Here is a 20,831-nt window from a genome sequence, read left to right on the forward strand (position 1 = left end):
TCCGGCCATGACCCCCTCGCAGACGCCGACACTCGATACGTCCACGATCCGCATCATCGGATCCGAAGACCGCCACGTCGCGCACAACTACCACCCGCTGCCCGTCGTCATCGCGCGCGGTGAGGGCGCGTGGGTCACCGACGTCGAGGGCAAGCGCTACCTCGACCTGCTCTCGGCGTACTCGGCGCTCAACTTCGGGCACCGGCATCCCGCGCTCGTCGCGGCCGCCGAGGAACAGCTCGGACGCCTCACCCTCACGAGCCGCGCGTACCACAACGACCAGCTCGGCGCCTTCGCCGAGGCGCTCGCGCGCCTGTGCGGCAAAGACCTCGTGCTGCCCATGAACACGGGCGCGGAGGCGGTCGAGACGGGCCTGAAGGTCGCCCGCGCGTGGGCCTACCGGGTCAAGGGCGTGGCTCAGGATGCCGCGACCGTCGTCGTCGCGAACGGCAACTTCCACGGGCGCACGACGACGATCGTCGGCTTCAGCGACGACCCGCAGGCGCACGACGACTTCGGTCCGTTCGCCCCGGGCTTCGTGTCGGTGCCCTACGGCGACGCCGCGGCCATCGAAGCGGCGATCACGCCCCAGACGGCAGCCGTGCTGATCGAGCCGATCCAGGGCGAGGCAGGCGTCGTGATCCCGCCCGACGGGTTCCTCCGCGAGGTGCGTGACATCTGCACGAAGCACAACGTGCTCCTCATCGCCGACGAGATCCAGTCCGGACTCGGACGCGTCGGCGAGACCTTCGCGTGCGACCGCGAGGGCGTCGTGCCCGACGTGTACCTGCTCGGCAAGGCGCTGGGCGGCGGCATCCTGCCCCTCTCGGCGGTCGTCGCGGACGAGGCCGTGCTCGGGGTCATCCGCCCCGGCGAGCACGGCTCGACGTTCGGCGGCAACCCGCTCGCGTCGGCGATCGGCCTGCGGGTCGTCGAGATGCTCGCCTCCGGTGAGTTCCAGACCCGCGCGAAGGCTCTCGGCGAGCACCTCGAGGCGAAGCTCGCCGAACTCGTCGGCCACGGCGTCACAGGCGTGCGCGTCGCGGGCCTGTGGGCCGGCGTCGACGTCGACCCTGCGCGGGGCACGGGCCGCGAGATCGCGGAGCGGCTGCTCGGGCGCGGTGTGCTCGTGAAGGACACCCACGGCCAGACGATCCGCATCGCGCCGCCGCTCGTCGTGCGCGCGACCGAGCTCGACTGGGCGATCGAGCAGCTCAAGCTCGTGCTCGACGCCTGACGTCGCTCGCCGGTTCCGCCTCGACCCCTCGACAAGCTCGGGGACCTAGGTCGGGTCAGGCGACGTTGACGTTGAGCTGCTGCCAGCCCGTCGCACCGTCGGGCATGGGCCAGGCATCCACCTCGGTCTGCGTCTCGCCGTCCTTGTTCGTGGCGCGACAGCGGATGGCGTGATTGCCCGCTTCGGCCGTCCACGGGATCGACCACTGCACCCACGTGTCGTCGGAGATGGCGGTCGCGAGCTGCGCCTCGCGCCACTCGCCGCCGTCGATCTGCACCTCGACCTTCGAGATGCCGACGTGCTGCTGCCACGCGACGCCCGCGATCATCGTCTTGCCCGGGCTCAGGCCCTGGTCGCGCTTGGGCACGTCGATGCGCGATTGCAGCTTGATCGGCCCGCGCGGCGACCAGCCGCGGTCGGTCCAGTAGGCCGACGAATCGGCGAACCGCGTCACCTTGAGCTCGGTGACCCACTTCGTCGCCGAGACGTAGCCGTAGAGGCCCGGCACGACCATGCGCACGGGGAAGCCGTGCTCGGGCGGCAGCGGCTCGTCGTTCATGCCGACGGCGAGGATCGCGTTGCGGCCCTGCTCCATCAGCACTTCGAGGGGGGTGGATGCCGTGAACCCGTCGATCGAGACGGAGAGCACCATGTCGGCTCCCGCCTGCGGTCCCGCGCGCGCGAGCAGCTCGCGCACGGGGTAGCCCAGCCACTTCGCGTTGCCGATGAGCTCGCCGCCGACCGTGTTGGACACGCAGGTGAGGGTCGTCCAGCTCTCCTCGAGAGGAAGCGCGAGCAGCTGATCCCACGTGAGCGTGACCTCCTGGTCGACGAGCCCGTGGATGCGCAGGCTCCACGTCGTTGGATCGACCTGCGGCACGATGAGCGCCGTGTCGATGCGGTAGAAGCCCTTGTTCGGTGTGACGACGGGCGTCATCCCCACGATGTCGAGCTGCGCGCCCGCCGGGACGGGCGCCGCGGCGACCGCCGGCGTCGGCAGGTGAAGGGCCTTGCGCACGGCATCGACGGTCTGCGTGCCCGCGCGCACGGCGGTGCCCACGATCAGGGCGACGACGCCGGCCCCCACGGCCGCGCCCGTCCAGATGAGGAAGCGGCGGCGCGCCTCGTCGGCGGGCGCGGAGCTGTCGGCGGCCCTGGCGACCGCGGCATCCGCGGCCCCGCGCGCGAGCATCGTGAGGAACCGCACGGCCGCTGCTGCGACCAGGCCGGCGAGCAGCGACGGCAGCCACGAGAGCCCCGTCGCCTCGGCGCGCGTCATGGCGAGCACCGCCACGACGGCGCCCATCAGGGCGAAGAGCGTCACACCGAACCACGGCTCGCGCAGCTCGAGGATGCCGAACCCGGCGGCGGCGAGGAGCAGCACGATCGCGATCCCGACGAGCAGCGCGGCCTTGTCGTTTGTGCCGAACAGCGCGATCGCGGTCTCCTTGGCCCACGCCGGCGCGAGGTCGATCGCCACTCCGCCGACGACCGAGAAGGGGCTCGAGGCCGGCGCGACGACCGCCGCGGCGAGCTCTCCGATGCCCGCTCCGAGCACGACGGAGGCCACGCCTGCGGCCGCGCCCGCGAGCACGGGCGCGCGCGATCCGGTGCGGGCCGGAGCATCCACCTCCTGCGCCATATCGTGAGCCTAATCTCGGAAACACTGACGCAACACGGCCCCGACTAGGCTCGTCGGCATGGGTGACCTGTTCGACGGCTACGGCTCCACTCTGGCGCCGCGCAAGACGCCGTCCGGTACTCCCGCGTTCGACGAGATGTTCGGTTCGCCGACGCACCCCGGTGCACCCGTCGAGTCGCGGGATGCCTACCGAGAGCTGTACCAGGCGCTTGCGCAGATGACACAGGAGGAGCTGCGCGGTCGCACCGATTCGCTCGCCAGCTCCTACCTCGCGCAGGGCGTGACGTTCGACTTCGCGGGCGAGGAGCGGCCCTTCCCGCTCGACGCGGTGCCGCGCATCATCGAGTACGACGAGTGGTCGCGCGTCGAGGCCGGCGTCAAGCAGCGCGTGCGCGCCCTGGAGGCGTTTCTCGACGACGCGTACGGGCACCAGTACTGCGTGCGCGACGGCGTGCTCCCGGCGGGGCTCATCGCGTCGTCGCAGTACTTCTACCGCCAGGCTGCCGGCATCCACTCCGCCAACGGGGTGCGCATCCAGGTGTCGGGCATCGACCTCATCCGCGACGAGCACGGCGAGATGCGCGTGCTGGAGGACAACGTGCGCGTCCCGTCGGGCGTCAGCTACGTCATCTCCAACCGCCGGGTCATGGCGCAGACGCTGCCCGAGCTGTTCGTCTCGATGCGCGTGCGTCCCGTCGGCGACTACCCCAACAAGCTGCTCGCGGCGCTGCGCGCGTCGGCGCCTGCCGGCATCGACGACCCCAACGTCGTCGTGCTGACGCCCGGCGTGTACAACTCCGCATACTTCGAGCACACGCTGCTCGCGCGGCTCATGGGCGTCGAGCTCGTCGAGGGCCGCGATCTGCTCTGCGTCGGCGGCAAGGTCTTCATGCGCACGACGCGCGGGCCCAAGCGCGTCGACGTCATCTACCGTCGCGTCGACGACGACTTCCTCGACCCGCTGCAGTTCCGCGCCGACTCGATGCTCGGCGCCCCCGGGCTCATGCTCGCGGCGCGCCTCGGCAACGTCACGATCGCGAACGCGGTCGGCAACGGCGTCGCCGACGACAAGCTGCTCTACACGTACGTGCCCGACCTGATCCGGTACTACCTCGCCGAGGAGCCGATCCTCAAGAACGTCGACACGTGGCGGCTGGAAGACCCGGGCGCGCTCGAAGAGGTGCTCGACCGGCTCCACGAGCTCGTCGTGAAGCCCGTCGACGGGTCGGGCGGCAAGGGCCTGGTCGTGGGACCGGATGCCTCGCGCGCGGAGCTCGACAAGCTCCGCCAGCGCCTGCTCGCCGACCCCCGCGGCTGGATCGCGCAGCCCGTCGTCATGCTGTCGACGATCCCGACGCTCGTCGAGGACGGCATGCGCCCGCGGCACGCCGACCTGCGCCCGTTCGCGGTCAACGACGGCGAGGACATCTGGGTGCTCCCGGGCGGCCTCACCCGCGTCGCGCTGCCCGAGGGGCAGCTCGTCGTCAACTCGAGCCAGGGCGGCGGGTCGAAGGACACCTGGATCGTCGGCGGCTCGGCTCCTGGCCACGTCGAATACGGACAGGGCCAGGGCCTCCCCGGCCTCGTCGCCGACCAGGCCGCGACCGTGACGGCGGCCATCCCGATCATCTACGACGGGCAGCCCGCGGTGTCGCACTCGCCCCAGGACCGCCCCCGCTCGCGCGTCGAGCAGCAGGAGCAGCAGCAGCAGGCCCGCCAGACGGTGAGCCTCCACGGGACCGCCGAGAACGCGGGTGCCACCCGCGCGCTCGGCAGTCAGATGGAGGGTCACGGGGAAAGGAAGGACGAGGGATGCTGAGTCGCATCGCTGAATCGCTCTTCTGGATCGGGCGCTACATCGAGCGGTCCGATGGCACCGCGCGCATCCTCGACGTGCACCTGCAGCTGCTGCTGGAGGACCCGTGGATCGACGAGGACACCGCGTGCCGGTCGCTCCTGGCCGTCATGGGGTCGTTCCCGCCCGCGCAGGTCGACAAGGTGTCGCGCGAGGACGTCCTCGCGCGTCTGGCCGTCGACCGCACGAATCCCTCGAGCATCGCCTACTCCCTGACATCGGCGCGCGAGAACGCGCGTCGCGCCCGCGAGATCGTGAGCACCGAGCTGTGGGAGTGCCTCAACACGACGAACTCGCGCATGCCGCGACGCCTGCAGACCGAGAAGGTGCACGAGTTCTTCCAGTGGGTGCGCGAGCGCGCGGCGCTCGCCGTCGGCATCGTGGACTCCTCGACGAGCCGCGACGAGGCGTGGCAGTTCTTCACGCTCGGCCGCAGCATCGAGCGGGCCGACATGACGGCGCGGATGCTGGCGACGAGGTCGCTGACCGAGGCATCCGGTCCGTCGTGGACCACGATCCTGCGATCGTGCGGCGCGTACGAGGCCTACCTGCGCACGTACCGCGGCATGCCCAGCGCGCGCAACGCGGCCGAATTCCTCCTGCTCGACCGCCTCTTCCCGCGGTCGATCATCTACTCGATCCAGCGCGCGGAGGACTGCATGAGCGCCATCGATCCGCGCGCCGACCGCGTCGGGCACTCCAACACGGTGCTGCGTGCGCTCGGCCAGATCCGCAACGACCTGGAGTACCGGCCGATCGGCGAGATCCTCGGCGAACTGCCGCTGCACATGGACCGCGTGCAGAAGGTCACGCGCGAGGCATCCGAGGCCATCCGCTCGCGGTTCTTCCCGACGCAGGCCGAGCCCAGCTGGATCGGAGAGATCTCGTGACCCTTCGACAGGCTCAGGGACCGGTAGTTGGTCCCCGCAAGCGGGGAGGATGTTCATGAAACGTCTGAGAATCGAGCACGCGACCGGATTCGCCTACCAGGGCGACGTCTCGGCCTCGTACAACGAGGCACGGATGCTGCCGGGCTCGACCGACAGCCAGTTCGTGCTCAGCTCCGCGCTGGAGATCGACCCCTCGACGTCGGTCAACCAGTACGTCGACTACTTCGGCACGCGCGTCGCGGCGTTCGACGTGCTCTCGCCCCACGCCGAGCTCAAGATCACGGCGCGCTCGCTCGTCGAGGTGCGACCGCGCCCGATCGAGCACGTCGACGCGACGTGGGACAAGCTGGGCAAGGAAGTCTCCCGGTCGCTCGAGACGGTGGAGCAGCTCGGCCAGAGCCACCGCACGAAGCCGCATCCCGAAGTCGCCGAGATCGCGCGGTCGATCGCGGGCCAGCACGACCACCCCGGTCGCGCCGCGCACGCCATCGCCGCGGCGATCGGCGACGCCGTCGAGTACATGCACGGCATCACGGGCGTGCACTCGACCGCGAGCGAGGCGTGGGAGGCGCGCAAGGGCGTCTGCCAGGACATCGCGCACATCACGCTCGGCGCGCTGCGCGAGGTCGGCATCCCGGCCCGCTACGTCTCGGGCTACCTGCACCCCAAGGCGAACGCGGAGGTCGGCCAGGCCGTCGCGGGCGAGTCGCACGCGTGGGTGGAGTGGTTCGCGGGCGACTGGCAGGGCTTCGATCCGACCAACAACATCGAGATCGGCGACCGCCACGTGCTCGTCGGGCGGGGCCGCGACTACAACGACGTGCCGCCGCTGCGCGGCGTCTACGCGGGCCCGTTCAAGAGCCACCTGCACGTGAAGGTGACCATCACGCGCGAGGCGTAGGGCTTACCGGAGCTCGTCGGAGGATTCGGCGATCGTCGGAGGAATCTCCTCGGATGCTCCGGCTTCGCCCGTATTCTCCGACCGGCGTCCGCTGCCGAGCGAGAGGGTCGCGGCGAGCCCGAGCACGAGGAAGCCCGCCGCCGCGAACGTCGCGTACTGCGTGCCCTGCGAGAACGCGGCCTTCGCGTCGTCGGCGAGCGCCTCGGTCTGCGGCGACTCCGCGAGCCCCGCGATCGCCCCGCCGGCGCTGTCGACGACGGCCGAGACGACCTGGTCGCGCTGATCGGCCGTGAGGCCGCGGTCGTCGAGCTTGGCGTCGAGCACGGCGGACGTCGTCGAGAACAGGATCGTGCCGAGGATCGCGATGCCGAGCGCCGCGCCGAGCTGCCGGGATGTCGACTGCGTGCCCGACGCCTGGCCGCCCTCCGCGGCGGGCACGTCCACGAGCACGACTCCGGTCAGCTGCGCCGTCGCGAGGCCCACGCCGAACCCGTAGACGAACAGCGCCGGCACGAGGGGCACCCACGAGGCATCCGGGGCGATCGCGAGCCCGACGCCGACGATGCCGATGATCTCAGCGACGATGCCGGCGCGTACGATCCAGACCGGCGCCACGCGGCCGCTGAACGCGCCCGCGAAGCCGCTCGCGACGAACGAGCCGATCGCGAGCGACAGCAGGATGAACCCCGTCTGAAGCGCATCGAACCCGAGCACGAACTGCAGCCAGAGGGGCAGTGCGAGGATGAGGCCGAACTCGCCGAGCGACACGATGAGCGCCGCGATGTTGCCATTGCGGAACGACGGGATGCGGAACAGCTCGAACGCGATGATCGTCGATCGTCCGATCCGGCGGCGGTGCAGACCCCACGAGATGAAGGCCACGACGCCCAGCGCGGCGACGGCGAACGCGATCGGTATCGGCGACAGCGCGAACGGCCACTCCCAGTCGCCGATCGTGAGCGGTTTGTCGGTGAGCCACCAGCCGTAGGTGCGGCCCTCGATGAGCGCGAAGACGAGGGCGCCCATCGTGACGACCGACAGCACGGCGCCCACGGCGTCGACGCGCGCGGCCGCGCCGCGGGACTCGTCGATCGTGAGCAGCACTCCGACGATGATCAGGATGCCGAGCGGCACGTTGATCAGGAACGCCCAGTGCCACGAGAAGTCGGTCGTGAGCCATCCGCCCAGGAGCGGTCCGACGGCGGCCATGCCGCCGATCGTCGACCCCCACACCGCGAAGGCGATGCCGCGCTCGCGGCCGCGGAAGGTCGCATTCAGCAGCGACAGCGTCGTCGGCAGGATCATCGCGCCGCCGATGCCCTGCACGAACCGCGCGAGGATGAGCGCCGTGCCGGTCGGGGCCATGGCGGCGCCCACCGACGCTAGCGTGAAGATGACGACGCCGACGAGCAGCATCCGTCGTCGTCCGACCCGGTCCGCGATGCTCCCGAAGACGAGCAGCAGCGAAGCGAAGACGAGCGTGTACGCCTCCTGCACCCACTGCACCTCGGTCGATGTGATCCCGAGGTCGTCGACGATCGAGGGGATCGCGACGTTCACGATCGTCGAGTCGACGATGATCAGCGCGACGGCGACGCTGATGAAGACGAGGCCCGCCCAGCGGCGTCTGCTCGAGGTGTCCGACATATCGCTAGCTTATCTAGCGAAATTCATCGCGCAAGCGGTCGGTGCGGGCGAAGCGCCGCGCGCCGGTTGCGCACGCTCTCGGGCCGGAAGTACGTTGTGCGCGTGTCGGGTGCTGAGGGGTTCGGGCCGGAGGGGGAAGCCGGTGCGGAGTCCGCGCCGTTCGCGGTGTCGGGGCCGGCGGCGCTGACCCTCGACCAGGCGACGCGGAAGGGCACGGCATCCTTCACGGTGTCGAACGTGACGGGCAGGCCGGTTCGGGTGCGTCTCGCGGTGCAGGCCGGGGCGGGGACGGATGCCGCGTGGTTCGCAATCGCGGGCGACGCCGAGCGGCCGCTCCCGGTCGCCGGCACGGCGACGGTCGACGTCGCCGTCACGGTGCCGGACCCGGCAGCCGCCGGGTCGGGATCGTTCACGCTGGGCGCTGCGCTCGAGGAGGAGCCCGACGAGGTCGTGCCGAGCCCCACCGTCTCGTTCGAGATCCCCCCGTCGAAGCGGAAGCCCTTCCCGTGGTGGATCGTGATCGTCGTCATCGTCGCGCTGGTCCTGCTCGGGGGAGGCGGCATCCTGATCTGGACCCTCACACGACCCGGCGCGCCCGAGCCGTCGCCCACCTCGACCCCCACACCCACCTCGACGGTGTTCCTCTCCGACGACTTCCTCGTCGACACGTCGTCGAAGAGCGTCGACCTCGACGGCGACGGCGCCGCCGACGTGCAGGTCGACGACGCCGACCTGGGGCCTGCTATCCCGGCAGACCGGCCGACGACGGTGTTCGGCGTGAACCGCGGCGTCGCGATCGTCGACCAGCCGACCCGCGAGGCGTGCCGTGCCGTCGTCCTTGAGAGTTCGGTGCAGATCGCCCAGGACGCCTCCGGGGTCTTCGTGTGCGTCTTCACGAGCGGAGAGCACTCCGGCATCCTCGAATTCGGTCCGACCCTCGACGACGAGACCCGCAAGGTGCTTGTGACTCTCTGGGAGTAGCGCCGCAGGGCGCTGCCCCGCTCCGCGAGCCCGGTGATACGGTGTGCGCGTGTCGGGTGGCGAGGGGTTCGGTCCGGTCGGTCCGAGTGCGGCCGAGGCGGCGCCGTTCTCCGTCACGGGGCCCGCGCAGCTGCGGCTCGGTGCCTCGCGCACGGGCACGGCCTCGTTCACGGTGTCGAACACGACGGGCAGGCCGGTGCGCGCACGGCTCATCGTGCAGCCCGGTGCAGGGGCGGATGCCTCCTGGTTCGCCGTCGCGGGCGAATCGGAACGCGCGCTGCCCGTCGCCGGGACGGCGACCGTGGACGTGACCGTCACGGTGCCGGAGAAGACCGCGGCGGGAACCGCCTCGTTCACCCTCGGCGCCGCGCTCGAGGAGGCGCCCGACCGCGCCGTGTCGGGCCCGAACGTCGCGTTCGACATCCCGGCCGCGGCGCGTCGCCGGTTCCCGTGGTGGATCGTGATCGTCGTCGTCGCCGTGCTGCTCCTGGCGGGCGGCGGCCTCCTCATCTGGAATCTCACCCGTTCCGGCGCGCCCGAACCCACCTCCTCGCCGAGCCCGACGCCTGCGGGACCGCCGGTCTTCGCGTCGGGCGAGTTCACGGCGGAGCCGAACACCTACTTCGACCTCGACACCGGAACGGTCATCGCCGTCTCGGGATCGGGTGAAGATGTCTACTTCTATCCCGGTGGGGGATCGGGCGAGCTCGGCGTCGTCGGGCAGGGCCCTCCCCGCCTCGCGGTCGTCGACGAGCCCACCTTCGCGGACTGCGAGGCGGCGACCGACTACGACGACATCAACGCGCAGAACGTCGTGCTGCTGCCCGACCGCGAGACGTACGTGTGCGTGCGATTCACCGACCAGCAGCGGCGCGCCGTCATGACGATCGGCCCCGCCGAGGGCACCGGACTGCACGTGGCCTTCACGACGTGGGAGCGCGACTGAGGCGACGCTCCGGCGCCCTGGTGCGGCCCCGTGCGCACTGCTACGTTGTGGCCGTGGCGACGAAGGGGGCGCGACGCCGCGAGCGGGTGTCTGACGCACGCGGGCCGTGGATGCGGAGCGCCGTGCAGACGCACGGGGCGAGTGCGGAGCTGTGCGCGGATGGCACACGACCCTGAGCCGCGGGACGATCTCGCCCGCGCCGTGGAGCCGGTGCGGGAATGGGTGGCTGCCGCCTCGGGGCTGCCGGTCGTGCACGACTTCGACGAGGAGCACGACGGCAAGGGGGCCGTGCTGCTGCGGCCGCTCGAATTCGAGCTCGCCTCCGCCACCGGGCCCGTGCTGCGGCACATCAGCAGCGCGGAGCTGACCCTCGGCCTCCTCGTCACGACGCTCGGTCTGCCGGCCTTCGAGGCGGCGGGCGTCACGAGCGCGCTCGCGCTGGCTGCGCGCACCGAGGGCGAATGGGTGATGGATGCCGCGGCCCCGAGCCTCGAGCTCTGGCAGGCGCTGCAGCATCCCCCCGCCCCCGCCTTCATCCTGCGGGTGCCCGTGCGCCGGCTCATCGAGCGGCCCGCGACGCCGCTCGTGCGCGAACCGCTGCGCACGACCATGGTTCAGCCGCGGATCGTCGTCGGCCGGGTCGTGGCGTCCGATGGCACGCCGCTCAGCGCCGCACGCGTCGCCGTCGCCGACGTCGGCTCGATCGCCGTCTCCTCCGACAGCCGCGGGAGGTTCCGTCTTCCCGTCTCCCTCGCCCCGGACGTGCCGCTTGCCCTCCGCATCTCGGCCCGGGGCACGTCCGTCACGCTCGCCCTCGACGCGCCCTCCGTGGACGCCGGCGGCGACCTCGGGGACCTCACGGTCCCCGTGCCCGAATCCTCATCCACACGCTGAGAAAGGCCGACAATGCCCCAATACCTCACTCCGGGCGTCTACGTCGAAGAAATCCTCGCGGGCACCAAGCCGATCGAAGGCGTCGGCACCAACGTGGCCGCCTTCGTCGGGTTGATCGACTCGCCCGAGCCGCCGCTCGTCGGCATCCCGACCGCCGTCAACAACTGGACGCAGTACACCAACCTGTTCCAGAACGAGGGGCCCAGCTCGCCGCTGACCCTCGCCGTGCACGGCTTCTTCCTCAACGGCGGGCAGCGCTGCTACGTGCTCAACCTCGGCAAGGGCGGGACGCTGGCCGGCAAGCCGGGGCTCGGCTCGCTCGAGCACATCGACGAGATCGCGATCGTCGGCGCGCCGGGATTCACGGATGCCGCGTCGTACGACGCCGTGCTGAGCCACTGCGAACTCATGAAGGACCGCGTCGCGGTGCTCGACGCGCCGCCGACCGTCGACGACCTCAACGAGCTCACGAAGCCCGCGACCGCGTCCTCGTCCACGTCCTCGTCGGCGGGCGGATCGTCCGCTGCCACGTCGGCGGAAGGCGACGACGGCTCGGGCGGAGCCGCCGCAGCGTCGTCGGGCTCGTCGTCCGGCTCCTCGTCGGGCTCCCGGCGCAGCGGCGGCGGCGCCGCACCCCGCCAGTCGGACTGGGGCGCCGTGTACTTCCCGTCGATCCGCATCGTCGACCCGCTGACCGGCCGGCTCGTCGACGCGCCGCCGTCGGGGCACGTCGCGGGGGTGTGGGCGCGCACGGACGGCAGCCGCGGCGTGCACAAGGCACCCGCGAACGAGACGGTGCGCGGTGCGCTCGACCTCACCTACGCGCTCACGCCGAGCGAGCAGGGCCTGCTCAACTCGGCCGGCGTCAACGCGATCCGCAGCATCAACGGCAGCATCAAGGTCTGGGGCGCGCGCACCCTCGCGGGGAGTGCGAGCGAGTGGCGCTACCTTCCGGTGCGCCGGCTCTTCGCCTTCGCGGAGGAGTCGATCCAGCAGGGCACCGGGTGGGTCGTGTTCGAGCCGAACGACCGCACGCTGTGGAACGCGATCCGGCGTGACATCCGGGCGTTCCTGCGTCGGCTGTGGCGCGACGGGGCGCTGTTCGGCGCGACCGAGCGCGAGGCGTTCTTCGTCAAGTGCGACGAGGAGACCAACCCGCAGGAGGACATCGACGCCGGCATCGTGACGGCGCTCATCGGGATGGCCCCCGTCAAGCCCGCCGAGTTCATCGTCTTCAAGGTCAGCCAGTACGCGGCCGGCGGCGCCGGCGGAGAGGAGTCACAGTGAGCGACGCATCTGCCACGACCCCCACGGCACCGGGCGCGGGTGCCGCGGCCGCCCAGAACACGTGGGTCGACCCGTTCGGGGCGAACAACTTCAAGCTCATGATCTCGGGGCTGGCCGTCGGACATTTCACGGAGTGTTCGGGCCCGCAGGTGACGATCGACACGGTCGAGTACCGCGAAGCGGGTCAGTCGCAGGTCGTGCATCACATCCCGACGATCACGTCGTACGGCGAGATCACGCTGCGGCAGGGCCTGACCCGCACGACCGAGCTCTGGGACTGGTTCATGGCGACCGTGCACGGCGAGATCCAGCGGCACGCCGTGTCGATCATCCTCCTCGACTCGCGGGGCACCGTGCCCGTCGTGCAGTGGGACCTGTTCGACGCCCTCCCCGTGCGCTGGGTCGGGGCGAACCTCCGCGCGACGGCGCGGGAGGTGTACATCCAGGAGTTCGGATTGAAGTACGAGGGCATCGAGAGGGTCGGGTCGCGGGATGCCTGACCGACGCCGGCCGCGCCTCTGGACGAGGCTGGTCGCCGTCGCCCGTGCCGCCCTCGTCCGTCTCGCCGACGGGGCCGACGCCCTCGCCGACGGGATGCGCGCCGTCGCGCGCGAGCGCGCGCCCGCCCGGCCCGACGATCCGCGCCTCGCGGGGGTCGACCCCGCCATCGCGGCCTACGTCGCGTCGCGGGATCCCGAGTGGTTCTCCCTCGATGTGCCGGAGGGGATGGATGCCGCCACCCGGCGCGCGGAGCCGAGCGCGCCGCCCGCGAGCCTTCCGGCGCCGCCCGGCGAGCCGCAGATGCGGGCAGAGCGCACGAAGGAGCCGGCCGGGATTCCTATGCCGTCCGCGCCCGAGGCCGCGGCGGCCGGAACGCCCGAGCTCGCGCGCGCCGACGGGCACCCCTCGAGCCGCCCTGACCCCAGGCCGGTGGTCCGCCCAGCGGCTGCCGCGCCGGCGCCCGCTCCGCCGGCGGCGCCGCGGCCGTCCGCCGCCGTGTCGTTCCGGCGTGCGGCGGCGGAGCCCGAGCCGATCGCTCCGTCCCCGGCGCCCGGCCCGCCGGACCAGGACTACTCGCTGTCGCCTGTCCCGCCTCGGCATGAGTCCGTCCCCTTCCGCCCGCCGGAGGCCTCCGCGCCGTGGCCGGATCCCCGGGAAGCCCCTGCGCCGCTGCGCCAGAACCTCCCGGCGAGTCCCTTCGCGCCGGTCGTGCCTCCGCAGATCGTCGAGCGGGCTCCGAGCGAACTCGCGCCGACCTCGCACCGCGCGGCGACGCCGGCCGCGCAGGTGCCGGCTCGCCGGCCCCCGTCACCGCAAGAGCCGCCGTCGACGGTGCGGCGAAGCATCCGCCCCGCCCCGTTCCCGGCCGCAGCGTCCCCCGACCCGACGCCCGCACCGTGGCCCGAGCTGCCGCCGTCGCGGCTGGGCGAAGAGCCCGTCGCGGCGATCGTGTGGACCGATGACGCCCTCGTGGGCGAGCAGCGGAGCATGTGATGGAACGGGTCGCCTTCATCGTGGAATCCACCGGCGAGCGCATCTCGTGCATGCTCAACCCCGAGCACATCGTGCAGCGCCGCGTCGCGGGGCTCGCGCCCCGGCGCACGGGAGCCGGGATCGTGTCGGGACCGGCGCAGTCCGACGCGCCGCTCCTGCACACCGGCGGCGGACGCACCGAGCTCGAGCTGCAGCTGCTCTTCGACGTCGACCTCGTTCCCGCGCCCGTCCTGCCGCCGGCCCCGCCCCCCGTGCCGGCCGCCGTGACGGAAGGCGTCGACGAGATCGTGCCCGAGGCGCCGGCCGCCCCCGTCGCGCCGCCTCCGCCGAGCCGCGATGTGCGCGACCACACGCGACCGCTGTGGCAGCTGGCCGAGAACTCGGCCGGCGACGGGCGAGGCGTCGAGGAGGTGCGCGTCGTGCTCGGCAAGAAGCTCAACGTGCTCGCCGTCGTCGAGGCGATCGCGGAGCGCTTCGAGAAGTTCGACGCGAGCGGCACGCCCGGGCGCTCGTGGCTGAGCATGCGGCTCGTGCGGGTGCCCGACCCGAATCCGCCCGCACCCGAGACTCCCCTCGCCGTGACGATTCCGGATGCCGCGGCCGCGGCCGCCGCGGCAGCCGCGCCCGCCGCGATCCACCCCGTGATCGGCGCGGGGCCGTCGGCCGACGGCGAGCCGGCCGCGGGCGGCGAGACGCTCCCCGAGATCGCGGCGCGCTTCTTCAGCGGCCGCGCGGCGCTGTGGCGGTGGCTCGCCGACGTCAACCTGCTCGACGACGTCGTCTGGCCCGAGCCGGGGCGCGAGCTCATCATCCCGCCCGCCCCCGAAGACCTGCCGGGGGGAGGATCGCAATGACCGATCCCGCCGCCGCGGCCGCCCTCGGACCTCACCGCGTGCCGGGTGTCACGCTGCTCGTCGACGGCGACGAGCTCGACGCCGAGTCGACGGCGCTGCTGTCCGCGCTGCGCGTCCGACGCGAAGCGAGCGCGCCGGCCGCCTGCGCGCTCGTGTTCGAGGATCCCGCCGATCCCGCCGCGCTCGAGGACCTGCTCGCGCTCGGGGCGTCGGTCGAGGCATCCGTCGACGGCTTCGCGGACGAGCTCTTCACGGGTGAGATCGTCGCCGTCGAGCACGAGTACGGACCCGGCGGCACGCTGCAGATCACGGCCCGCTGCCACGATGCGGCCCACGGCCTGCGCGCCGACTCGCAGCTGCGGGTGTTCGTCGACGTCTCGGTCGCGGAGCTCGCCCGCGAGCTCGCGTCGAGCGCAGGCCTCGACGTCTCCTCGCCCGACGAGGGGCCGCGCCTTCCGCGGCTCGTGCAGAACGGCCGGTCGGCGCTCGACCTGCTGACGGCCGTCACGCGCCGCGCGGGACTGTGGTGGCGCGTCGACCTGTCGGGCGGCACCCTCGAGCTCTTCGACGACGACGGCGCCGGCGAGGAGGCCACGGCCGTCTGGGGCCAGACGCTCCTGCAGGCGACCGTCACAGCATCCGCTCTCGCGAACCGCTCGGGCTGGCGCGTCATGGGCTGGGATCCTGTGACCGGCGAAGTCGCGACCGGCACGGCCGACGGGGAGGCCGCAGCCCCCGGTGCGGGCGAAGGCGTGCGCGGCGGCGGCATGACGCCCGGCACCGACCACCTCGACGCCCTCGCGCGCGGGCTCGCGGACGACGACATCGCCGCGAGCCGCACGCTGCGCGCCGTCGTGGAGGGCGACCCGACGCTCCAGCCCGGCACGGCGCTGACGATCGAAGGGCTCACTCCGGGCGCGAGCGGCACGTTCGTGCTCCTCGGCGCCGACCACGTCATCGACCGGTACGGCGGCTACACCTGCACCGTCACGTCGGCTCCTCCCGACCACCTCCGCCTGCTGCGACGGCTCGACGGGGAGGGTGGGGCGGAGGCATCCGCCATCACCCTCGGGGAGGTGCTGCGCATCGACGATCCCGAAGGGCGCGGCCGTGTGCGGGTCGCGCTGTCGGCCTACGACGGACTCGAGTCCGAGTGGCTTCCCGTGCTCGCTCTCGGTGCGGGCGAGGCGAAGGGACTCGCACTGCAGCCCGACGTCGGCGACCACGTCGTCGTGGCGCACGACGCGCACGACCCCGGACGCGGCGTCGTGCTCGGCGGGCTGCGCACGACCGACGCGGGCGAGCCGGGTGTCGGCGTCGTCGACGGCGCGGTCGGCGTCTACGGACTCAAGCTGCCGACGGGGCAGGCGCTGCGGCTCAGCGCCGACGGCGACAGCGTCATCGTGGGCAACCACACGGGCAGCCGGGTCGAGCTGACCGACGCCGGCATCATCGTGCACGCCGAGGGCGACCTCGTGCTCGAGGCGCCCGGACGGCTGCTGCGCCTGCAGGCCGACCGCATCGAACTGGAGCAGAAGTGACATGTGGTACTGGCTGAGCCTCGAGGGCGACGTGCGATGCGACCACAAGCTCGGGCGCGTGCAGCTCATCGCGAAGGAGGACTTCGTGTTCGTGTCGGGGCATCCCGTCGTCGTCGACGAAGAGCCGCGGGGCCGCGACATCGGCGGCTGCCCCAACGTGAGCGTCGGCATCAAGCCGTGCACGAAGACCGTCAACGTGCAGCGCGGGCAGTCGGGATTCGTGACGATCGGCGGCAAGCCGGTCGTGCGCGCCGATCTCGCGGGCCTCACCGACGGCACGCCCCAGGGACTCGTGAAGTACCGGGTCGAGCACCCGGGCCAGACGCTCGTTACGGAGGTGCCATGACGATCCCGGTCCCGACGAGGCGCACACCCCCGCGCTGGACCGCCTGGCGGTTCGGGCACCCCGATCTCGACGGCGGGCTGCCCGGGCTCACCGTCGCGCCGAGCGGTCGCCTGGAGCTGGTGCGCGACGCCGACGCGATCCGGCAGGCGCTCATGATCCTCCTGTCGACGCGGCCGGGCGAGCGCATCATGCGCCCCGATTACGGCTGCGACCTTGCGCGGCTGATCTTCTGGCCGAACGACGACACGACCGCGGGGCTCGCGATGCACTACGTGCGGCGCGCGGTCGAGCGATTCGAACCGCGTGTCGTGATCATCGCGATCGACGCCGGGCCCGCGCCCGACGCTCCCGACCGCCTCGAGGTGACCCTCGACTACCGACCCAAGCTCGGCGGTCCCGCCGACCGCCTCGTCGCCGCCGTTCCGCTGCAAGGGGGTGCGTGATCATGCCGCTGCCGATTCCGAATCTCGACGACCGCGACTTCGACCGGCTCGTCGCCGACGCGCGGGCCCTCATCGCCGCACGAAGCCCCGAGTGGACCGATCTCAGTCCGAGCGATCCGGGCATCACCCTCCTCGAGGCGTTCGCCTACCTCACCGACACCCTGCTCTACCGCGTCAACCGCATCCCGGAGAAGGCGTTCGTGCAGTTCCTCGAGCTCATCGGCGTGCGCGTCATGCCCCCGGCCGCGGCATCCGTCGACGTCACCTTCTCGCTCACGGCACCCGCGACGAGCGAGGTCGTCATCCCGCGCGGCAGCCGGGTCGCGACGGCGCGATCGGATGCCGATTCCCCCGTGTTCGCGACCGCCGACGACGCCCGCATCGCCGTCGGGAAGCAGTCGACGACAGTCCGCGCCTACGCCGGCGAGGTCGTCGAGGGCGAGCATCTCGGCGACGGGACGGGCAAGCCCGGACAGGTCGTGCGCGTCGCCCGCCCGCCGATCTCGCTGCCGACGGGCGACGTCTTCGACCTCGTCGTCGGTGTGCAGGCGCAGCCGGGCGAGCTCGAGAACCGCGAGCCCGCGCGCGAACTCGACGGTGTGACGTACCGCATCTGGACCGAGGTGGAGCATTTCGGCGCCCCGCCCGGACCCGAGTCCGAGACGCACCTGTACACCGTCGACCGCGCCGAGGGTGTGATCGTCTTCGCTCCCGCGGCGCAGCTGTCCGATCCGGGCGGCGAGCTCACGGCGCAGCCGGTCGCTCTCGCCGATGTCCCGCCGCACGGGCGCCGCATCGTCGCCTGGTACCGGCACGGCGGGGGAGCGAACGGCAACGTCGCGGCGGGTGCCCTGACGACCCTGAAGGATGCCGTGCCCGGCGTCACCGTCACGAACGCGGCCGCCGCGACGGGCGGCCGCGATCGCGAGACGCTCGAGAACGCCATGATCCGCGGCCCGCAGTCGATCCACACGCTCGACCGCGTCGTGACGGCCCGCGACTACGAGCAGTTCGCCGTGGCTGCGAGCGGCGGCGTTTCGCGCGCCCGCGCCGTGACGCGGGCCGACGCGTGGGTGGGCGCGACACCGGGCGAGGTGCAGGTGTACGTCGTGCCGGGCCTCGACTCCGGCACGCCCGTCAGCCGAGCCGCCCTCGAAGCCGCGATGAGCCCCCAGGTGCTCGATCGCCTCGCCGACGCGCTGCGCTCGCGGCAGCCGATCGGCACGCGCGTGCGCGTGTCGTACACGGGGTTCCAGCGCATCCTCGTGCGGGCGTCCGTCGTCGTGCACCGCGCGGAGGACCGCGTCGCGATCGAGAAGCGCCTGCACGAGCGGCTCGACCGGGTGCTGTCGCCGGTGCCGATCGACACCGAGACCGGCTGGCCCTTCGGCGAGCATCTGCGCGTCGCGCGCGTGTACGACGTGCTGCAGAGCGAGCGCGGCGTGCGGTACGTGAAAGACGTCACGCTCGTCGTGGAGGATGTTCCCGGGCTCGTGCCCTCGCTCGTGCGCGACCCCAACCAGCGACGCACGTGGTTCGCGGCGAGCGGCGAGCAGGTGTTCCGCACCGTCGACGACGCGGCGGGCTGGGTCGCGGTGTCGCGGTTCGAGGGCGAGTCGGTCGAGCGTCTCGCGGTGCTCCGTGAGGCGCCGGGATGCCTCGTCGCGGTCGCGCGCGTCGGCGAGACCGAGTCGAGCGTCGTGCACGCGTCGCTCGACTACGGCGAGACGTGGACGCGCATCCGCGAATTCGACTCCCACGTCGAGGACGTCGCACTCGCGCTCGTCGACGGGCAGCCGCACGCCTTCCTCGCGTCGGACGCGGGGCTGTTCCGCCAACCCCTTCAGGGCGACACGGTGGGCGACCGCATCCTCGTCGTCGCGGAGGATCCCGCGATGGGGTTCTACGCCGTCACGACGTCGGTCGACCCGTCGGGCGCGCTGTGCGTCGCGGCCGCCGCACAGGAGCTCAAGGGCGTGTACGTGTCCTTCGGCGAGGGGCGGCCGGGCACGTTCGCGCAGTCGGGGCTCAAGGGTGTCGACATCCGGGTGCTCCGCACGCTCGAGATGGCGAACCGGCGATACCTGTACGCGGGCGCCTACGCGACCGGGGCCGAGGAGGGTGCCGGAGTGTCGCGGGTCGAAGTGCTCGCCGTGCAGCTCGACGCGAAGGGCTGGGAGCCCGCGGGCGGAAAGTGGACCGGCGGCAGCTGTCGCGACATCTCGTTCATTGGCGAGACGGTGCTCGCGGCGACCGAGCGCGCAGGCGTCGCGGTCGCGAACCCGCGCCAGGACAGCGGAGCGTGGCGCACGCCGACGCGCGACTGCGGGCTTCCGCTCCGCCAGGACGGCACGTTCCAGGTGCTGCACACCGTCGGTGCGAGCGACACCAACCCGCCCCTCGCGCTGAGTGGCGGCCCCGACGGCATCTTCCGCAGCGGCGACGGACGCACGTGGCGCCTCGCGTCGCCCGCCGAGTTCACCGACGAGGTGTCGCTTCCGCCCGACTGGCTCTTCGCGCCCGGCGACCACGACATCAAGGTCGAGTACGACGATGCGGGCTGAGCGCATCGCGCGGCTCCTGCCGGAGGTCTACCAGCGCACGATCGTGCCGGGCACGCCGATCGCGACGCTCCTCGACGTGATGGACCAGCTGCACGGTCCCGTCGAGGCGGTGCTCGCAGACCTGCCCGACTACTTCGACCCGCAGCTCACGCCCGATCGCTTCGTGCCGTTCCTCGCCCGCTGGGTGGACCTCGCGCGCTGGCTCGACGACACCTCGGGCGAGTTCGACTCGGGCGTCGGACGCCTTCGCCAGGTCGTCGCGGCCTCGGCCCAGCTCTCGCGCCTGCGCGGGACGGCCGAGGGCCTTCGCGAAGCCCTCGAATGGGCGACGGGCGTCGCCGGGGTGCGCATCGACGAGGAGGTCCGGGATGCCGCCGGCCGCCGCCGTCCGTTCCACGTCGTCGTGACGCTGCCCAAGGACGCGGTCGCCCACCGGCCGCTCGTCGAGCGCATCGTCGCGCAGGAGAAGCCCGCGCACGTGACGGCGGAGGTCGTGTTCGAGGACGGCCCCGCCTCGGCGTCGTCCTCGGCGTCGCCGCCCGAGCCGGAGACGCCTGCCGACAAGCCCCCGGTCCTCCCCGTCGGCGGTCCCGCCGCGCCGGCCGAGCCGTCGTTCCCCGGCAGCGAGCCCGCGCCCGTGCTCACCGCCGTGCCGGAGCCCCCCGCGCCGCCGCCACCGGTTCCGCCCGGCACGGCTCCGGCCGCGCCCGTTCTGGCCGCCCCCGTTCCGGCCGCGCCGGCTCCGGCCGCTCCGGCCGCGCCGGCTCCGGCTCCGGCTGCACCGGCCCCGGCTCCGACTGCGCCAGCGCCGGCGCCGCCACCACCCGTCCCACCGGCTCCCGAGACGGGGGAGCACACGACGTGAAGGTCATGATCGTCGTGCTCGTCGCGATCGCCGTCGCGGTCGTGCTCGTGCTGTTCTACGGCGCCGTCCGCCCTGAGGGCGACGCCGGGGCCGCGCAGGGAGGAGTCGAGGGCGGCTTCGGCTGGCTCGTGCCGCGGCCGACGCTCGCGTTCGCCGACGTCGCCGACGCCTCCTGCGCTGACCCGACCGTGCAGGGCTTCGTCGTCCCGTCGAACGGCGCGTGCGGCATCCCTCTTCCCGCTCCGTCGCAGATCGCGCTGTGCGTCGAAGACCCCTCGACCGTCGCGATCTCCACCGACGGGAGCGAGTACCCGGCGCAGCCCGTGAAGGCGTCGTCGCTGTCGTGCGCCGATCCGAAGCCCGTCGCGATCTACGACACCGACACCGTGCTGACGATCCGCTGCCTCGTGCTCGCGCAGTGCGTCGTGCTCGTGCGCGACTGAA

19 protein-coding genes are annotated in these 20,831 nt (G+C 72.5%); 17 read left to right on the plus strand and 2 right to left on the minus strand.

Annotated elements, in window-relative coordinates; genetic code table 11:
- Positions 1-7: 7 nt before the first annotated feature.
- Complete coding sequence (rocD, locus tag ACH3VR_RS13490; protein ID WP_397556826.1) at positions 8-1,237, plus strand: ornithine--oxo-acid transaminase; 1,230 nt, start codon at positions 8-10, stop codon at positions 1,235-1,237.
- Between the two features lie 55 nt (positions 1,238-1,292).
- Here rocD and ACH3VR_RS13495 read toward each other — a convergent pair whose 3' ends face one another.
- Complete coding sequence (locus ACH3VR_RS13495; RefSeq protein WP_397556827.1) at positions 1,293-2,879, minus strand: molybdopterin-dependent oxidoreductase; 1,587 nt, start codon at positions 2,877-2,879, stop codon at positions 1,293-1,295.
- 58 nt (positions 2,880-2,937) lie between these two features.
- Here ACH3VR_RS13495 and ACH3VR_RS13500 point away from each other — a divergent pair, with 58 nt between their 5' ends.
- Genes ACH3VR_RS13500 through ACH3VR_RS13510 form a run of 3 tightly spaced genes read left to right on the plus strand, consistent with a single transcriptional unit; the run spans position 2,938 to position 6,525 of the window.
- On the plus strand, positions 2,938-4,698 hold the full coding sequence (locus ACH3VR_RS13500; RefSeq protein ID WP_397556828.1) for a circularly permuted type 2 ATP-grasp protein: 1,761 nt from the start codon (positions 2,938-2,940) through the stop codon (positions 4,696-4,698).
- A complete protein-coding gene (locus ACH3VR_RS13505; RefSeq protein ID WP_397556829.1) occupies positions 4,692-5,624 on the plus strand; it encodes an alpha-E domain-containing protein in 933 nt (310 codons plus the stop codon). The genes ACH3VR_RS13500 and ACH3VR_RS13505 overlap by 7 nt, the downstream gene beginning before the upstream one ends.
- 55 nt (positions 5,625-5,679) lie before the next feature.
- Complete coding sequence (locus tag ACH3VR_RS13510; RefSeq protein WP_397556830.1) at positions 5,680-6,525, plus strand: transglutaminase family protein; 846 nt, start codon at positions 5,680-5,682, stop codon at positions 6,523-6,525.
- A gap of 3 nt (positions 6,526-6,528) precedes the next feature.
- Here ACH3VR_RS13510 and ACH3VR_RS13515 read toward each other — a convergent pair whose 3' ends face one another.
- Complete coding sequence (locus ACH3VR_RS13515) at positions 6,529-8,172, minus strand: DHA2 family efflux MFS transporter permease subunit (protein ID WP_397556831.1); 1,644 nt, start codon at positions 8,170-8,172, stop codon at positions 6,529-6,531.
- A gap of 102 nt (positions 8,173-8,274) precedes the next feature.
- Between ACH3VR_RS13515 and ACH3VR_RS13520 the strand changes: the two genes are divergently transcribed.
- The 13 genes from ACH3VR_RS13520 (at position 8,275) to ACH3VR_RS13580 (ending at position 20,830) form a co-directional block, all read left to right on the plus strand.
- Positions 8,275-9,153 carry a hypothetical protein gene (locus ACH3VR_RS13520; RefSeq protein ID WP_397556832.1) on the plus strand — a complete coding sequence of 293 codons (879 nt, stop codon included), beginning with the start codon at positions 8,275-8,277 and terminating at the stop codon, positions 9,151-9,153.
- Positions 9,154-9,202: 49 nt separating this feature from the next.
- On the plus strand, positions 9,203-10,099 hold the full coding sequence (locus ACH3VR_RS13525) for a hypothetical protein (protein WP_397556833.1): 897 nt from the start codon (positions 9,203-9,205) through the stop codon (positions 10,097-10,099).
- 159 nt (positions 10,100-10,258) lie between these two features.
- Positions 10,259-10,993 carry a carboxypeptidase-like regulatory domain-containing protein gene (locus tag ACH3VR_RS13530; protein WP_397556834.1) on the plus strand — a complete coding sequence of 245 codons (735 nt, stop codon included), beginning with the start codon at positions 10,259-10,261 and terminating at the stop codon, positions 10,991-10,993.
- Positions 10,994-11,005: 12 nt separating this feature from the next.
- A complete protein-coding gene (locus ACH3VR_RS13535; protein WP_397556835.1) occupies positions 11,006-12,280 on the plus strand; it encodes a phage tail sheath family protein in 1,275 nt (424 codons plus the stop codon).
- Positions 12,277-12,780, plus strand: a complete 504-nt coding sequence (locus ACH3VR_RS13540) for a phage tail protein (RefSeq protein ID WP_397556836.1) — start codon at positions 12,277-12,279, stop codon at positions 12,778-12,780. The genes ACH3VR_RS13535 and ACH3VR_RS13540 overlap by 4 nt, the downstream gene beginning before the upstream one ends.
- Positions 12,773-13,774 (plus strand): hypothetical protein, encoded by a 1,002-nt coding sequence (locus ACH3VR_RS13545; protein WP_397556837.1) that lies wholly within the window; start codon positions 12,773-12,775, stop codon positions 13,772-13,774. Before ACH3VR_RS13540 ends, ACH3VR_RS13545 begins: the two co-directional genes overlap by 8 nt.
- On the plus strand, positions 13,774-14,628 hold the full coding sequence (locus ACH3VR_RS13550; RefSeq protein WP_397556838.1) for a hypothetical protein: 855 nt from the start codon (positions 13,774-13,776) through the stop codon (positions 14,626-14,628). The genes ACH3VR_RS13545 and ACH3VR_RS13550 overlap by 1 nt, the downstream gene beginning before the upstream one ends.
- A complete protein-coding gene (locus tag ACH3VR_RS13555) occupies positions 14,625-16,169 on the plus strand; it encodes a phage baseplate assembly protein V (protein WP_397556839.1) in 1,545 nt (514 codons plus the stop codon). Before ACH3VR_RS13550 ends, ACH3VR_RS13555 begins: the two co-directional genes overlap by 4 nt.
- Position 16,170: 1 nt before the next feature.
- Positions 16,171-16,515: a hypothetical protein gene (locus tag ACH3VR_RS13560; protein ID WP_397556840.1), complete on the plus strand. Its 345-nt coding sequence runs from the start codon at positions 16,171-16,173 to the stop codon at positions 16,513-16,515.
- Positions 16,512-16,958, plus strand: a complete 447-nt coding sequence (locus tag ACH3VR_RS13565) for a GPW/gp25 family protein (protein ID WP_397556841.1) — start codon at positions 16,512-16,514, stop codon at positions 16,956-16,958. Before ACH3VR_RS13560 ends, ACH3VR_RS13565 begins: the two co-directional genes overlap by 4 nt.
- Before the next feature lie 2 nt (positions 16,959-16,960).
- Positions 16,961-19,522 carry a putative baseplate assembly protein gene (locus tag ACH3VR_RS13570; protein WP_397556989.1) on the plus strand — a complete coding sequence of 854 codons (2,562 nt, stop codon included), beginning with the start codon at positions 16,961-16,963 and terminating at the stop codon, positions 19,520-19,522.
- Positions 19,512-20,387 carry a phage tail protein gene (locus ACH3VR_RS13575; RefSeq protein WP_397556842.1) on the plus strand — a complete coding sequence of 292 codons (876 nt, stop codon included), beginning with the start codon at positions 19,512-19,514 and terminating at the stop codon, positions 20,385-20,387. The genes ACH3VR_RS13570 and ACH3VR_RS13575 overlap by 11 nt, the downstream gene beginning before the upstream one ends.
- Positions 20,384-20,830 (plus strand): hypothetical protein, encoded by a 447-nt coding sequence (locus tag ACH3VR_RS13580; protein ID WP_397556843.1) that lies wholly within the window; start codon positions 20,384-20,386, stop codon positions 20,828-20,830. Before ACH3VR_RS13575 ends, ACH3VR_RS13580 begins: the two co-directional genes overlap by 4 nt.
- Position 20,831 lies beyond the last annotated feature (1 nt).

The sequence above is a fragment of the Microbacterium alkaliflavum genome (assembly GCF_044325405.1).
Classification (GTDB): domain Bacteria; phylum Actinomycetota; class Actinomycetes; order Actinomycetales; family Microbacteriaceae; genus Microbacterium; species Microbacterium alkaliflavum.